Below are 13,750 nucleotides of genomic sequence, written 5' to 3' on the forward strand. Positions count from 1 at the left end.
AGTGGTACCAATGAGCACTAAGGAAACGGTCCTGAAGACCGTCGCTCGAGGGGCGACGCGAGTCGGATTCGGCGCACTGAGTCGATACCGGCAATACACGAGTTCACTCCCGGACGACCCCGACAGGCCGTGGTTCCACGAGTACGCGGTCTTCGACGTTCCCGAGACGCTCGAGCCGTATCCGGAGGTTCCGCTTCACCAGTTCCTCGTCGAGACCGCTGACGAACACTCCGAAGAGGGGCTGATCCAGCGCGGTCGGACGGTCACCTATCCCGAGGTGCTGGCCGACGCCGAGCGACTCGCGACCGCATTCGCCGACATGGGAATCGAGAAGGGCGACCGCGTGGCGACGATCCTTCCCACGTCGGTCCAGTTCGTCGTCGTGGATTCGGCCATCTCGATGGCCGGCGGGATTCACGTCCCGAACGACTTCCTCGACGCGACCGAAGACCTCGAGTACCGCCTCGAGAAGAGCGACTCCGAAATTCTGGTCGGGCACGACAGACACGAGGACCTGCTGTTCGAACTCGCCGACCGGGTCGGGTTCGACGAGGTGGTGTTGACGAACATCGACGATTACTCGGCGGACCCGCCGAGCCACGACGACCGCGAGCGCGTCACCTGGCTCACGGACCTGATCGACGAGTACGAGCGTGATCCACCGTCGATCTCGTTCGATCCCGAGACGGACGTTCACACCCTGTTGTTCACCGGTGGGACGACGGGCCAGCCCAAGGGCTGTCAGCTCACCCACCGGAATCTCGTCGCGAACGTCCTCCAGAGCAACAGTCTCGCCGGCTCGAGCGGGCTCACCTCGACGACCCTGCTCGCCCAGCCGATGTACCACGCCTACGGCTACACGGCGACTCATAGCCGAATCGAGTCCGGAAACTCGGTCGCGCTCGTCGACGATCCCCGTGACGTCGACCGGATGCGCGCGCTGATCGACGAGCACGGGATCAGGCTGGTTTCGGGCGTCCCGACCCAGATCATGGAATTACTCGACGAGGACGTGGGTCGGAACCTGATCGCGCTGTCGGGCTCTGCACCGCTTGCAAACGAGGTTCGCGACGAGTTCGAGAGCGACCACCTCGGCATCAGTCAGGGCTACGGTCTCTCGGAGATGTCGCCGGTCACCCACGCCGACCTCCGGGGGTTGATCGATTCGATCAGCGGTACCCAGACGACCGACGACCGGTTCGACCACCCGTCGATCGGAATCCCCGTCCCGGACACTGAGATCAAGCTGATCGACGTCGACTCCGGCGACGAGATTCCCATTCACGAAGCCGTCGAGGAAGGACTCGAGGGCGAGATGTACCTCGACGGTCCCCAGCGGATGCTCGGCTACCTCGACCGACCCGATCCCTTCGACGAGGATGGGTTCATCGCCACCGGTGACGTGGTCAAGATCGACGCCACCGGTCGATTCTACGTCGTCGATCGCGTCAAGAACATGGTGAACGTCTCCGGGCTCAAGGTCTACACCGAGGAAGTCGACGAAGTGCTCTACGAACTCGAGGCGGTGCGCCGGCCGGCGACGATCGGTGTCCCCGATCCCGAGCGACCCGGCAGCGAGCGAGTCAAGATCTACGTCGAACCGGAACCCGACGCGTCGCTCGAACCCGAGGACGTCCGTGAGCACCTCGAGGGGCGGGTTCCAAAGCAGGCGATGCCGAAGGAAGTCGAGGTCGTCGACGAGATCCCGCTGACCGCCGTCGGCAAGATCAACAAGCAGGAACTCAAGGAGCGAGCGGAGCAAGAGATCGAGCAGTGAGCGCGGTCAGCGGTCCGGGGCGCTCACTCCTCTGGTTCTGCTTCGTCGTCTGCGTCTCCGTCTGATTCGCCGTCGGCAGACTCGTGCGGAACCACCCACTCGAGTTCGATCTCGAGTTCGATCTCGTCGCCGTCGTTTCCCGGTTCGCGCTCGAGTTCGACCTCGTACTCGAGGTCACCCGTGGGCGGGTCGACGGTCGCCGATTCGTCGGAGACTTCGATCGTTATCTGGTTGCCCTCCTCGAGGTCGTCGGCGATCGCCCGGAGCGCGGCGGCGACGTCGTCCGGTGAGCGAGACAGTTCGACCTCGATGAGTTCCTCCTCTCTCTCCGCTTGCTCGTTCTCCTCGTCGGTCATACGTCGCCCCTTCAACCATCGAAAGGAAAAAGACGGGGCCTGCGTCTCACCCCGTGTCGTCCGAGTCGCCGATTTCGGTCCCAGCGCCGAACAGTTATGTCCCGAACGCGACCACTGTGGTGCATGGACATCGACCCCGATACCGCGCCCCTCGAGCGCCGACTCGAGGCGCTCGGCGTCGACGGCTACCTGATCGACGACGACGCGTCGGACCCGGACCAGCGCTACCTCTCCGGCTTTTCCGCCCCGGACCCCTATCAGACGCTCATTACCGCCGGCGAGACCGTCTTGCTGGTCTCCGGCCTCGAGTACGGCCGCGCTCGATCGGAGGCCACAGCGGACACGGTCGCCCGCCTGTCGGAATACGATTACCAGGACCACGTCGCCGAACACGGCCCCTTCGAGGGCAAGATTCGAACGATCGCGGCGTTTCTCGCAGATCACGGCGTCGGCTCGGTCGCGGTCCCGCGCCGGTTCCCGACCGGGACGGCAGACGGCCTGCGCGACCACGGGCTGTCGGTGACCGTCGAAACCGAGGGCGTCGTCGCGGGCATTCGAGCGACGAAGACCGCGTGGGAGATCGACCAGATCCGTGCGACCCAGCGGGCCAACCAGGCCGCCATGGGCCGTGCAGAGTCCCTGATCGCGAGCGCCGACGTTGCCGCGGACGGGACGCTCATCCACGACGACGAGCCGCTGACGAGCGAACGCGTGAAGACGGAGATCGAGCAAACGCTGCTCGAGTACGGCTGCGGACTCGACGAGACGATCGTCGCCTGTGGGGCCGACGGCGCAGACCCACACGACCGTGGCAGCGGGCCGCTCGAGGCCCACGAGCCGATCGTGATCGACATCTTCCCGCGGGACAAGGAGACCGGTTACTTCGGGGATATGACCCGGACCGTCTCCCACGGCGACCCCGGCGAGGAGGTCCGTCGACGATACGAGGTGACCCGCGAGGCCTACGAGGCGGGGCTCGAGGCCGTCGAACCGGGCGTAACCGGCGCGGCCGTCCACGACGTCGTCTGCGACGTGATCGAAGACGCCGGTTACGAGACGCTCCGGAGCGATCCGACCACAGAAACGGGGTTCATCCACAGCACGGGTCACGGCGTCGGCCTCGACATCCACGAGGAGCCCCGACTCTCGCCGGCCGGGGAGGAACTCGAGCCCGGCCACGTCGTCACCGTCGAGCCCGGAATCTACGACCCGGCGGTGGGCGGCATCCGCATCGAGGACCTCGTGGTCATCACCGAAGACGGCACGGAGAACCTCACCGACTACCCCGTCGCCCTCGAGGCGACCCTGCGGTAGCCACCGGTCACACGCCGCAAATCGACCGTCGCCGAAATCGGCGCGATTTGTGAGGACTTGCGGTTTTACGTTCCTACGCTATCAAGGTCCGGCCGTATGACCGACGACGGAGCAGATCGACAGTTCGCGACAGACAGCATTCACGCCGGACAGGAACCCGATCCGACCACGGGCGCGCGGGCACCACCGCTCTACCAGACTACCTCCTATCAGTTCGACGATACCGAACACGCCGCCGCGCTGTTCGGCCTCGAGGAGGCCGGCAACATCTATTCGCGGATCATGAACCCGACGAACGCGATGGTAGAGGAACGCATCGCCGCGCTCGAGGGTGGCGTCGGGGCGCTGGCCACCTCGTCGGGAATGGCTGCCTTCGACCTCGCGACGTTCATCCTCGCGGACGTCGGCGACAACATCGTCTCGGCGTCGTCGCTGTACGGGGGAACCTACACCTACCTCACTCATACCGTCGCCAAGCGCGGTATCGAGACGAAGTTCGTCGACACGCTCGACTACGAGGCCTACGAGGAGGCTATCGACGACGATACCGCCTTCGTCCACCTCGAGACGATCGGTAACCCCGCGCTCGTCACGCCGGACATCGAACGGATTGCCGATATCGCGCACGAAAACGACGTGCCGCTGTTCGTCGACAACACCTTCGCGACACCGTTCCTGTGCCGACCACTCGACCACGGCGCAGACCTCGTCTGGAACTCGACGACGAAGTGGATCCACGGCGCGGGCTCGACCGTCGGCGGGGTCCTCGTCGACGGCGGCTCGTTCCCCTGGGACCAGGGAGACTATCCCGAGGTTGCGGAGCCGAACCCCGCGTATCACGGCGTCAACTTCTACGAGACCTTCGGCGAGGCCGCTTTCGCGACCGTCGCCCGGACTCGCGGGCTGCGCGACCTCGGCAACCAGCAGTCGCCGTTCGACGCCTGGGTTACCCTCCAGAAACTCGAGTCGCTTCCCCTGCGCATGGAAAAACACTCCGAGAACGCGCTGGCCGTCGCCGAGTACCTCGAGGACCACTCGAAGGTCGACTGGGTCACCTATCCCGGCCTCGAGAGTCACGAGACCCACGAGAACGCGACGAAGTATCTCGAGGGCGGCTACGGCGGCATGATCACCTTCGGCCTCGAAGGTGGCTACGATGCCGCCGAGACAGTCTGCAACGAGGTCGAACTGTTCAGTCTGCTCGCGAACGTCGGCGACGCGAAGTCGCTGATCATCCACCCGGCGAGTACGACCCACCAGCAGCTCACCGAAGAGGAGAAGCTCTCGAGTGGCGTCACCGACGACCTCGTGCGGATCTCGGTCGGTATCGAGGACGTCGACGACATCATCGCGGATCTGGACCAGGCGATCGATCAGGCCTGACCGGTGCCGTTCTCGAGAACGGCAGGCCGCCCCCGCGGTTAAGTCCCCCGGGACCCCATCATCACGTATGGGAACCGGGTTACTCACGTCCGAGGCGGCCGATCGAATCGTCACCACCTGTCGGACAGCAATCGGCGACAGTCTCCGATCGGTGACCTACTTCACGCGCGACGACTACGAGCAGGTGTACCTGCGGAGCGACCTCGAGCGCGACGCCGACCTCTCGACGTTCATCGGCCACGAGTGGCGCGGGTTCAAAACAGCACAGACTGCCTACGAGGGCTCGGAACTGGGCGATTACAACTACACGATCCGCGTCTTCGACAACGGCTTTCTCCTTCGCGTCACGAGCCAGAGCGAAGGGGTCTTCGTCACGACTGACGGCCTCACGATGAACGACTTCGACGCGGTCGCGACGGCGATCAACGCGTTTCTCGAAGAACGAGACGTGAACTGATCGACCGGGTACCCTCCCGGTCCTGATCGCGGTCGTCGTCGTGGCCGTGGTCGTGGTCGCTGTCGGCTTCGCCGTCGGGATCCGGAATGGGATCGCTCGGCCGGTCACCGTCGATTTTCCCACCGGCCGTCGATCGCGGCGGTTCGTCGCGATGTCGGGCCGCGCCGGCACCGTTCGCATCGCCGATACTCGAACCGCCGCCCGAGCCGGTCGCTGCCGACCGGCGCCTGCGTGCCCGCACGGGGAGTCCCGACCCTTGCGCACCGTCCACGCCGAGAAGGCGCGCGAATCGTCGCCGGTCCACGGCGTTTCTGTCGAGTGTCATGCCGGCGAGCAACACCGAGGCGCGACGTAGTAATAGACGACGTTTTCGTTGGAAACCACCAGCTACCCGTTCGAAACGATAGCCGACTGCGGTTTCCGGGTTCGAGCGGTTTCGGGTGGCCGACGGTAACCACCGAACTGCGAGATATCGAGCGTAACGCCCTTCTCCGTCACGGACCTACCGCGAGTAATGAGTGATTCTGACCTCCCCCACGCCGTCGAGCGCGAACTCGAAACCCACGACGCGTTCGAGCGGACCGACGACGAGTTCGGCCTCGAGACGACCGTCTTCGAGGCGACAGTTGGAGCGAGCGAGGCCGAAGGGAAGCGCGACGGCGTCTTCACGGTCACCGTGACGATGCCGAGCCTCGGTGGGGCGACGGTCGACGAGGTCGCCCCCATCGTCGAAACCGACTGGGTCGAGACGTTCGAGCGCCGCCTCGAGGACGTCTTCACCGTCGCCCACACGAGCAGTCACGAGGAGCCGCGACTCGAGCACGAAGACGATGCGGTGACCGTCACCCTCGAGTACGTCGCCTGGGATGCACGGGAGGGCGTCGAGGACGCCAAGGCCCTGATCGAGTTCGTCGAAGGGACCTATGCACAGGGGATCATCCCCGGCTACGAGTATCGAGGCGAGGCCGCCGCGTTGCTCGAGAGCGCCCAGCGTCGCGGACAGGACGCAGCCGATGGTGAGCGTGGCGGGATGCCGATGTGACGAACTGGATCAGCCACGAAGACGGTTTCGTGATGGACGGAGTTCTCCGGGAAGGACACGCTAGTCCATCGCGATGTAGGTCTGGGTGTCCTCGATCCCCTCGACCTCCTGAATTCGCGTGGCGGCGATCTCTTTGACCGCCGCCGGCGTATCGACGCGCGCTTTGGCGATGAGGTCGACGTCGCCAGCGACGATGTACGCGGATTCGACGCCCTCGATGTCCTCGATATCGGTTCGCAAGCGGTCCGCCTCTCCCGTGTTCGCTTTGATCATGACGAATGCCGTAACCATCAGTTGACACCTCCCGTTCCGGTTCCTGCCTTCCCCGCGTTCGCGATCGCTTCCGTCGGCGACTCGCCGACGAGTAACTGCCGGACGTTGCTCAACTCCTCGAACGCCGCGAGGACGACCAGTCGATCACCCTTCTCGAGTGATTCGTCCTCGGTGGGTATCTCGAGGGGCTGATCCCGTTTGCCGAACGCGAGAATCCGCGCGTTGGCGGGGAGTTCGAGTTCGCCCATCGTGTAGCCGTTGACCGGGGCCTCGTTCCTGATCGTCAGTTCGACGATCTGGAGGTTCGGTGCGACGTCGGCGATGGCACGAATGGTCCCGCCGAGGAGCGCGTTCTTGGCACCGATCGCGCCGAGACGCTCGGGATAGATCACCTCGTCGACCTCGTCTGCGTACTTGCGATAGATCTCCTCCCGGTAGGCCTCGTCGATGCGCATGACCGTTCGACAGCCATGGTGGTTGGCGATCATGCTGGCGGTGAAGTTGACGTTGATGTCACTTGTCAGCGCCCCGACTGCGTCAGCCGACTCGACGCCAGCCGCCTCGAGTACTTCCTCCCGGGAGCCGTCCCCGTCGATGACGGTGAACGATTCGTTCCGGGCCCGCCTGACTCGTCTCTCCGCACACTCGACGAGCGTCACGTCGTGTCCTTCCTCACGGAGGACGCGTCCAGCGCGCAGCCCGACCCGTCCGGCCCCGATGATCACGAACCGCATGGGACCGAGTACGTCGGCACCCGTCAATAAGGTTGTGCCACTTTGACACGGCACCGATCGGCACAGTCTCGCGTGGTGGGCAAAGGCTTTAGTCGTGTCAGAGAGTACCACACCAGTGATCGATGGTTCACGCGTTCGTCATGGTGAAGACGGCAGCCGGGAAATCCGAGGGTCTGCTCGAGTCGATCCGCGACCTCGAGGCGGTCGGCGACGCCCACATCGTCGCGGGAAATTACGACATTATCGCCGAGGTAGACGCGCCCGAGATCTACGACGTCTTGCAGGCTGCCTCGACGAGTATCCAGGGACTCGAGGGCGTGACGGACACGAAAACGTACATCGCGATGGATTGACGTCGGTCCTCGTCAGTCGCGCAGGTTCCCGTCGATTCCCCGGCGTTCAGTCAGCCCCGTTCTCGCGGTGCTCGGCGAGCGCGTCCACTACGTCGGCGAGCACGGTATCGGTTTCCTGACCCGCGTCGATCCGGACGAATCGGTCCGGTTCAGCCGCGAGCAACCGCTCGTAGTTCCGGTGGACCGACTCGAGGTACTCGGCCCGTTCGAACTTGTTGGTTGCGCCCGCGCGCTCGGCCGCGACGGCGGGATCGACGTCGAGGTAGATCGTCAGATCGGGATCGATCGTAAACGGCGCGTGGAGCTCACGAACGTACGCGAGCGGGTCGTCGACGTCCAGACGGTCGAATCCCTCGAGAGTGGCGCCCTGATAGGCGTACCGGGAGTCTGCGTACCGGTCGGAAATTACGAGGTCGCCGCGCTCGAGTGCGGGTTCGATTACGCGCGAGAGGTGGTCGGCGTGGTCGGCGGTGTAGAGGAAGAGTTCCGCCAGCGGATCGGCCTCGTCGTCACCGATCGACCGGTAGACGGCATCCCCGTACCAGGAGTCGTCGGTCGGTTCGCGCGTGAACGTCGCCTCGGGATACCGCTCCCGGAGTGCCTCCCGGACCGTCGTCTTGCCGCTGCCGTCCAGCCCCTCGAGCGTGACCAGCATGGTCGCCTCTCGTGGCGAGAACTACTTAGATGGACCTATCGACGGGAGGACCCTCCTCACGGAGGCAACTACCTATTTGTCGATCGAACTGTACGTTCCACGTATGAAGGTCCTCGTCGCTGGCGGTACCGGCTTCATCGGGACGAACCTGTGTGCGGAACTGGCCGAACGCGGCCACGACGTTACGGCGCTCTCACGCAACCCTGGCCAGAGCGGACTCCCTGCAGGTGTCGACACGGCCGTGGGCGACGTCAACGCCTACGACTCGATCACCGACACCGTCGCCGCACACGACGCAGTCGTCAATCTCGTTTCCCTCTCGCCGCTGTTCCAGCCACCGAGTGGGCTCGATCACGAGACGGTTCACCTCGGGGGAACGGAGAACCTCGTCCGTGCCGCCGAAGCCGGCGATACGGATCGATTCGTCCAGATGAGTGGCCTCGACGCAGATCCCAACGCCCCCACCGCGTTCCTTCGCGCGAAGGGGCGCGCCGAGGAGGAAGTCCAGGCGTCGAGCCTCGAGTGGACGATCTTCCGGCCGTCGGTCGTCTTCGGCGACGGTGCGGAGTTCGTCGAGTTCACGAAGACGTTGACGACGCCGTACCTGACCGGCCTCCCGGGCGGCGGTGACACCCGATTCCAGCCGATCTGGGTGGGTGATCTCGCACCGATGCTCGCGGATGCACTCGAGGACGACGGCCACGTCGGCGAAATCTACGAGGTCGCCGGTCCCGAGGTGCTGACGCTCGCAGACGTGACGGAACTCGCCTACGAAGCAGAGGGCCGATCGGTCACGGTCCTTCCGATTCCGATGGCGCTGGCGAAGGTCGGCCTGACGGTGGTCGATCCCGTTCCGATCGTCCCGTTCGGTGCGGACCAGGGCCGCTCGCTGCAGGTTGACAACACCGTCGCGACAAACGACGTGACGGCCTTCGACCGTACGGAGTCAGAACTGCTGACACTCCCGGAATACCTCGGTCTCACCGGTCGACGGCCAAAATAGCCCTCGAGATCGGTCCGTCAGGGTCGAAATGCAATTTTATAAACGTTGCGCATCAGAGTAATGATACAGTAGTTATAGGTAACGCCTGAACGAGTATCAAGCAACGCTGTCTGTCGATTTCTTCTGACTTCTTGCTGTGAGAGAAATTCACATAATCAAAAGACTTATACTCCTGATTGCACTGGTGCAAGCCAACGGAGCCCCCTGACAAACAATGAAGCTGGCGATGATCGGATTTGGACAGGCCGGTGGGAAGATCGTCGATCGATTCCTCGATTACGACGATCGAACGAACAGCGGAATCGTCCGCGCGGCAATCGCGGTCAACTCCGCGAAAGCAGACCTCATGGGTCTCGATCGCATCCCACAGGAGAATCGCGTACTCATCGGCCAGGCCCGGGTAAAGGGCCATGGCGTGGGTGCAGACAACGAACTCGGCGCGGAAATCGCCGAAGAGGACATCGACGAGGTACAGAACGCGATCGATCAGATCCCGACCCACGAGGTCGACGCGTTCCTGATCGTCGCCGGTATGGGTGGCGGCACCGGTTCCGGTGGCGCACCCGTCCTCGCAAAACACCTCAAACGGATCTACACGATCCCCGTCTACGGGCTGGGCGTCCTGCCCGGAACGGACGAGGGTGGCATCTACACCCTCAACGCGGCCCGCTCGTTCCAGACGTTCGTCCGTGAGGTCGACAACCTGCTCGTCTTCGACAACGACTCCTGGCGACAGACCGGCGAGTCCGTCGAGGGCGGCTACGACCAGATCAACGAAGAGATCGTCCGACGCTTCGGGATTCTCTTCGGTGCCGGTGAGGTAAGCGGTAATCAGGACGTCGCAGAGAGCGTCGTCGACTCCTCGGAGATCATCAACACGCTCTCGGGCGGCGGCGTCTCGACCGTCGGCTTCGCGAGCGAGGGCGTCGAACTCAACAGCGGCGGCGGCCTCCTCTCCCGCTTCACGGGCGACGACAGTGGCGGCGACGGTCTCGACGCTGCGAACACGACCAACCGCATCACGAGCCTCGTCCGCAAGGCCGCCCTCGGCCGGCTCACGCTCCCCTGTGAGATCGAGGGAACCGAACGCGCGTTGCTCGTAGTCGCCGGCCCCTCGGAGTACCTCAACCGGAAGGGCATCGAACGCGGCCGCAAGTGGCTCGAAGAGGAGACCGGCAGCATGGAAGTCCGCGGCGGCGACTACCCGCGACAGGAACCGGAAGTCGCCGCGACAATCCTGCTCTCGGGCGTTACCAACGTCCCGCGCATCAAGCGTCTCCAGCAGGTCGCCATCGAGGCACAGGACAACATGGAGGACATCAAAGCCGAGAGCGAGGAGAACCTCGAGTCGCTGGTCGACGACGGCGAAGACGAACTCGAGCCGCTGTTCTAGACGCTCACAGCACCGAACCGACGGACGGCGACGACAACCGTCGTGTCGGGGGGCACGAATCGGTTGTTCTCTGTGGTGGACGCGACCGTACGGTCGAGTAGCCCAACCAAGTCGACGTTCTTTTGCCACGTCGGTCGATACTCCGGACAGATGGAGGTTCTCGTCCCGTTCGCCGCCGAGAGGCCGAAAACCCGCCTCGAGCCGGTGCTCTCGGCCGAGGAACGAGCGGCGTTCGCGCGGGTGATGCTCGCCGACGTCCTCGAAACCGTCACCGAGACTGGACACGACCCGGTGGTGCTCTCGACGGCACCGCTCGAGGATCGAGCGGTCGAGTCGGAGAGGCTGTCGCGAGAACCGGAGGTCGATCCGCGCGGAACCATCGAGGGCATCGACCCGCAAATCGTGATCGACGATCGATCGCTCTCGGCGGCCGTCGGCGGCCGTCTTCCCGGACCGGGTGACGATCCCGTCGCCGTGGTGATGGCCGATCTCGCGCTGGTGACACCTGTGTCACTCGAGACACTGTTCGAACCGCTCGTGGGTGACGGACCTCGAGGCGAGTCCGTCCCGGACGTCGTCATCGCGCCGGGCCGTGGCGGCGGGACGAACGCACTCGTCGTCGACCACCCCCAGTTTTCGGTCGACTATCACGGCGCGTCCTACCGTGACCACGTTCGGATCGCCCGCGAAGCCGGCGCGACTGTCGAATCCGTCGACTCCTACCGGCTGGGGACGGACGTCGACGAGCCAGCGGACCTGGTCGAAGTGGTACTCCACGGCGAGGGGCAAGCCGCTGCCTTTCTGGATGCACTCGGCTTCGACCTCGAAACGGGCAGTGGCCGGGTTACCGTCGCTCGAGACAGTGGTCCGATTTAGCTGAAAGGGAGGGCGCTAAGCCCCCGTCCTCAAGGAACCTGTGGTAGCAGGCGAGTAGGGCGGAGTAGTTCACCGAACGCCGGTCCCCGGCCGATCGAGTCCAGTGAGATCGATCTCGCCGTCAGGCATCGGGACGCCCTCGAACGGATCGTCGGCGAGCAACAGCGCACCGTCGAGATCCGCGTAATCGAGCAACGGCGAGAGGTGGCAGGCCGCAGCGATCGAGGCGTTCGACTCGAGCATACAGCCGCCCATCACCTCGAGGCCGTGGGCGCGGGCAGCGTGGACGAGACGGATCGCCTCGCGGATGCCACCGCACTTCATGAGTTTGCAGTTGACGACGTCACAGCGGTCGGCGATCCGGGGGACGTCTGCTGCTGTGAGACAGGATTCGTCGGCGACGATCGGGAGTGACGAACGCTCGAAGACCTCGCGCATGCCCGTCGGGTTCTCGGCTGGCACGGGCTGTTCGACGAGCGTTACGTCGAAGTCGGCGAGCCAGTCGATCCGGGTGATCGCGTCGGTCGGCGTCCACGCCTCGTTCGCGTCGACGAACAGCCGGACGTCGGGCGCGACCGACCGAATCGTCTCGATGATCTCACGGTCGCGGTCGGTTCCGAGTTTGACCTTGAGCGTCCCGAAGCCGCGGTCGACGGCTCGCTCGGTCTTCTCTCGCATCGTCTCGAGGTCGTCGATGGCGATCGTGTACGACGTCTCGAGGGCCTCGGCTGGATCGAGCCCCAGATAGCGATAGAGCGGTACCCCGAGCTGTCGGGCAACGAGATCGTGACAGGCGATGCTCACCGCCGTACGGGCCGCGGGGTTGGCCCGAACGGTTTCGCGCATCCGACGCTCGATCCGCTGGAGGTTGTGGCGATCGTCGACCTCCTCCACGGCTGCGAGAAGATCCGGGAGGACCGCCTCGACGGTCGCCGGCGTCTCCCCGTAGTGGGCCGCTGGTCCTGCCCCGCCGATACCCACGTTCCCGTCGTCGTCTTCGAGCCTGACGGTCACGACCTCCGCCGTCTTCTGGGTCCCGCGGGCGATCGTAAACTGGTCTTCGAGCGGAAGCGAGCGCCGTTCGAACGAGTGGCTGAGTGTCATCGTGGTCACCTCAGCAGACGGCCTCGAGGACGGTTTCGGGATCGAACCGGACCACGTCGGTCGCCGGCGCGCCGAGTTCGTCGGCGTAGTCGTCGATTGCGGCTCGAGCGGCGTCGCCCTCGAGCCCGGCGGTGTTCAGCGCACCGGCGACGACCTCGGCCTCGCTGACGGGATCGGCGAGCGACTCGTACTGCTCGACGTAGTACTCGATCGGGGGGAGCTCGAAGGAGTCGTAGCCGTGGATCACCTCCCGGGTCGGGTCGTGACAGATGACGAGCCGATCCGGCATCGAGCCGTGGAGGATCGCACAGGTCACGCCCGAGTACGCCGGGTGAAAGATGCTGCCCTGGCCCTCCACGAAGAGGTAGTCGTGCTCGTCGCCCGCCTCGAGGATCATTTCCTCGACGGCACCGGCCGCGAAGTCGCTGATCACCCGGTCGACGGGAGTGCCCCAGCCCTCGATCATGATCCCCGTCTGGCCAGTCGGGACGACGGCCGCATCGTAGCCGGCATCGCGTGCAGCCCGCGCGAGTTCCATCGTCGTCGTCATCTTCCCGACCGAACAGTCGGTGCCGACGGTGCAGATCACCTCTGCGTCGACCCTGTCCGCAACGCCCTCGGCGACGGTAAGGTCTTCGGGTGGTTTTCTGACGTCCCTGAGTTCACAACCGTTCTCGTCGGCCAACCGAACGAACTCCTCGTCCGCCGAGAGAAACGTGTGGAGGCCCGCGATCACGTCACAGCCGTACTCGAGGGCCGTCCGGACGTCGTCGCGCCAGCTGTCGTCGAACCCGCCGCCGATGGGCGCGATGCCGATCACGAGGGCGTCGACCGCGTCGGACTCGAGGTCGTCCATGCCAGCGACGATCGGGGCGTCCTGGACGTCCGGGAGGTACTCGGCTACGCGACTCCCCGCGTTCGCCCGGTCGAGGACCGCGATGACCTCGTCGTCTCCGTACCGGAGGATTCCCTGTGCCGTCTTCGCACGCTCTGGAAACTGTTCGTGAGCGAGAAGTGCAACGCGCATACG

At 64.9% G+C, this 13,750-nt stretch carries 16 protein-coding genes; 9 read left to right on the forward strand and 7 right to left on the reverse strand.

Translation table 11 applies throughout. The annotated features are described in order from the left end of the window. The first annotated feature begins 10 nt into the window (after nucleotides 1–10). The gene (locus tag B1756_RS17490; RefSeq protein WP_086889711.1) at nucleotides 11–1,777 is read left to right on the forward strand and encodes an AMP-binding protein; all 1,767 of its coding nucleotides are present in this window, start codon (nucleotides 11–13) and stop codon (nucleotides 1,775–1,777) included. 23 nt (nucleotides 1,778–1,800) lie between these two features. Here the strand turns inward: B1756_RS17490 and B1756_RS17495 are convergent, their stop codons facing one another. After that, nucleotides 1,801–2,133 carry an amphi-Trp domain-containing protein gene (locus B1756_RS17495; protein ID WP_086889712.1) on the reverse strand — a complete coding sequence of 111 codons (333 nt, stop codon included), beginning with the start codon at nucleotides 2,131–2,133 and terminating at the stop codon, nucleotides 1,801–1,803. Between the two features lie 123 nt (nucleotides 2,134–2,256). On the opposite strand from B1756_RS17495, the gene B1756_RS17500 reads away from it, so the two are divergent. From B1756_RS17500 to B1756_RS17510, 3 genes are all read left to right on the forward strand, one after another. Further along, nucleotides 2,257–3,447, forward strand: a complete 1,191-nt coding sequence (locus B1756_RS17500) for a M24 family metallopeptidase (RefSeq protein WP_086889713.1) — start codon at nucleotides 2,257–2,259, stop codon at nucleotides 3,445–3,447. 96 nt (nucleotides 3,448–3,543) lie between these two features. Continuing rightward, entirely contained in the window at nucleotides 3,544–4,830 is a 1,287-nt protein-coding gene (locus B1756_RS17505) for an O-acetylhomoserine aminocarboxypropyltransferase/cysteine synthase family protein (protein ID WP_086889714.1), read from the forward strand. 67 nt (nucleotides 4,831–4,897) lie between these two features. After that, complete coding sequence (locus tag B1756_RS17510; protein WP_086889715.1) at nucleotides 4,898–5,287, forward strand: DUF7522 family protein; 390 nt, start codon at nucleotides 4,898–4,900, stop codon at nucleotides 5,285–5,287. On the opposite strand, the gene B1756_RS17515 is transcribed toward B1756_RS17510, so the two are convergent. Further along, nucleotides 5,253–5,612: a hypothetical protein gene (locus B1756_RS17515; RefSeq protein WP_152031336.1), complete on the reverse strand. Its 360-nt coding sequence runs from the start codon at nucleotides 5,610–5,612 to the stop codon at nucleotides 5,253–5,255. The two genes, B1756_RS17510 and B1756_RS17515, sit on opposite strands and share 35 nt — an antisense overlap. 189 nt (nucleotides 5,613–5,801) lie before the next feature. Between B1756_RS17515 and B1756_RS17520 the strand changes: the two genes are divergently transcribed. Then, entirely contained in the window at nucleotides 5,802–6,329 is a 528-nt protein-coding gene (locus B1756_RS17520) for a DUF5813 family protein (protein ID WP_086889717.1), read from the forward strand. 60 nt (nucleotides 6,330–6,389) lie between these two features. Here B1756_RS17520 and B1756_RS17525 read toward each other — a convergent pair whose 3' ends face one another. Continuing rightward, nucleotides 6,390–6,620 carry an Lrp/AsnC family transcriptional regulator gene (locus B1756_RS17525; protein ID WP_086889718.1) on the reverse strand — a complete coding sequence of 77 codons (231 nt, stop codon included), beginning with the start codon at nucleotides 6,618–6,620 and terminating at the stop codon, nucleotides 6,390–6,392. After that, on the reverse strand, nucleotides 6,620–7,336 hold the full coding sequence (locus B1756_RS17530; protein WP_086889719.1) for a potassium channel family protein: 717 nt from the start codon (nucleotides 7,334–7,336) through the stop codon (nucleotides 6,620–6,622). The genes B1756_RS17525 and B1756_RS17530 overlap by 1 nt, the downstream gene beginning before the upstream one ends. A 122-nt stretch (nucleotides 7,337–7,458) precedes the next feature. On the opposite strand from B1756_RS17530, the gene B1756_RS17535 reads away from it, so the two are divergent. Then, entirely contained in the window at nucleotides 7,459–7,689 is a 231-nt protein-coding gene (locus tag B1756_RS17535; protein WP_086889720.1) for an Lrp/AsnC ligand binding domain-containing protein, read from the forward strand. A 46-nt stretch (nucleotides 7,690–7,735) separates the two neighbouring features. Here B1756_RS17535 and tmk read toward each other — a convergent pair whose 3' ends face one another. Beyond that, the gene (gene tmk, locus B1756_RS17540) at nucleotides 7,736–8,344 is read right to left on the reverse strand and encodes a dTMP kinase (protein ID WP_086889721.1); all 609 of its coding nucleotides are present in this window, start codon (nucleotides 8,342–8,344) and stop codon (nucleotides 7,736–7,738) included. 103 nt (nucleotides 8,345–8,447) lie between these two features. On the opposite strand from tmk, the gene B1756_RS17545 reads away from it, so the two are divergent. The 3 genes from B1756_RS17545 (at nucleotide 8,448) to cofC (ending at nucleotide 11,616) form a co-directional block, all read left to right on the forward strand. After that, entirely contained in the window at nucleotides 8,448–9,347 is a 900-nt protein-coding gene (locus B1756_RS17545; RefSeq protein WP_086890247.1) for a complex I NDUFA9 subunit family protein, read from the forward strand. Between the two features lie 214 nt (nucleotides 9,348–9,561). Next, nucleotides 9,562–10,740: a tubulin/FtsZ family protein gene (locus tag B1756_RS17550; protein WP_086889722.1), complete on the forward strand. Its 1,179-nt coding sequence runs from the start codon at nucleotides 9,562–9,564 to the stop codon at nucleotides 10,738–10,740. A 150-nt stretch (nucleotides 10,741–10,890) separates the two neighbouring features. Continuing rightward, nucleotides 10,891–11,616, forward strand: a complete 726-nt coding sequence (cofC, locus tag B1756_RS17555) for a 2-phospho-L-lactate guanylyltransferase (protein WP_086889723.1) — start codon at nucleotides 10,891–10,893, stop codon at nucleotides 11,614–11,616. Between the two features lie 69 nt (nucleotides 11,617–11,685). Here the strand turns inward: cofC and B1756_RS17560 are convergent, their stop codons facing one another. Both B1756_RS17560 and B1756_RS17565 read right to left on the reverse strand, forming a co-directional pair. Then, on the reverse strand, nucleotides 11,686–12,720 hold the full coding sequence (locus tag B1756_RS17560) for a dipeptide epimerase (protein WP_086890248.1): 1,035 nt from the start codon (nucleotides 12,718–12,720) through the stop codon (nucleotides 11,686–11,688). A 10-nt stretch (nucleotides 12,721–12,730) separates the two neighbouring features. Then, nucleotides 12,731–13,747 carry an N-acetyltransferase DgcN family protein gene (locus tag B1756_RS17565; RefSeq protein WP_086889724.1) on the reverse strand — a complete coding sequence of 339 codons (1,017 nt, stop codon included), beginning with the start codon at nucleotides 13,745–13,747 and terminating at the stop codon, nucleotides 12,731–12,733. Nucleotides 13,748–13,750 lie beyond the last annotated feature (3 nt).

This window comes from Natrarchaeobaculum aegyptiacum, assembly GCF_002156705.1.
Classification (GTDB): domain Archaea; phylum Halobacteriota; class Halobacteria; order Halobacteriales; family Natrialbaceae; genus Natrarchaeobaculum; species Natrarchaeobaculum aegyptiacum.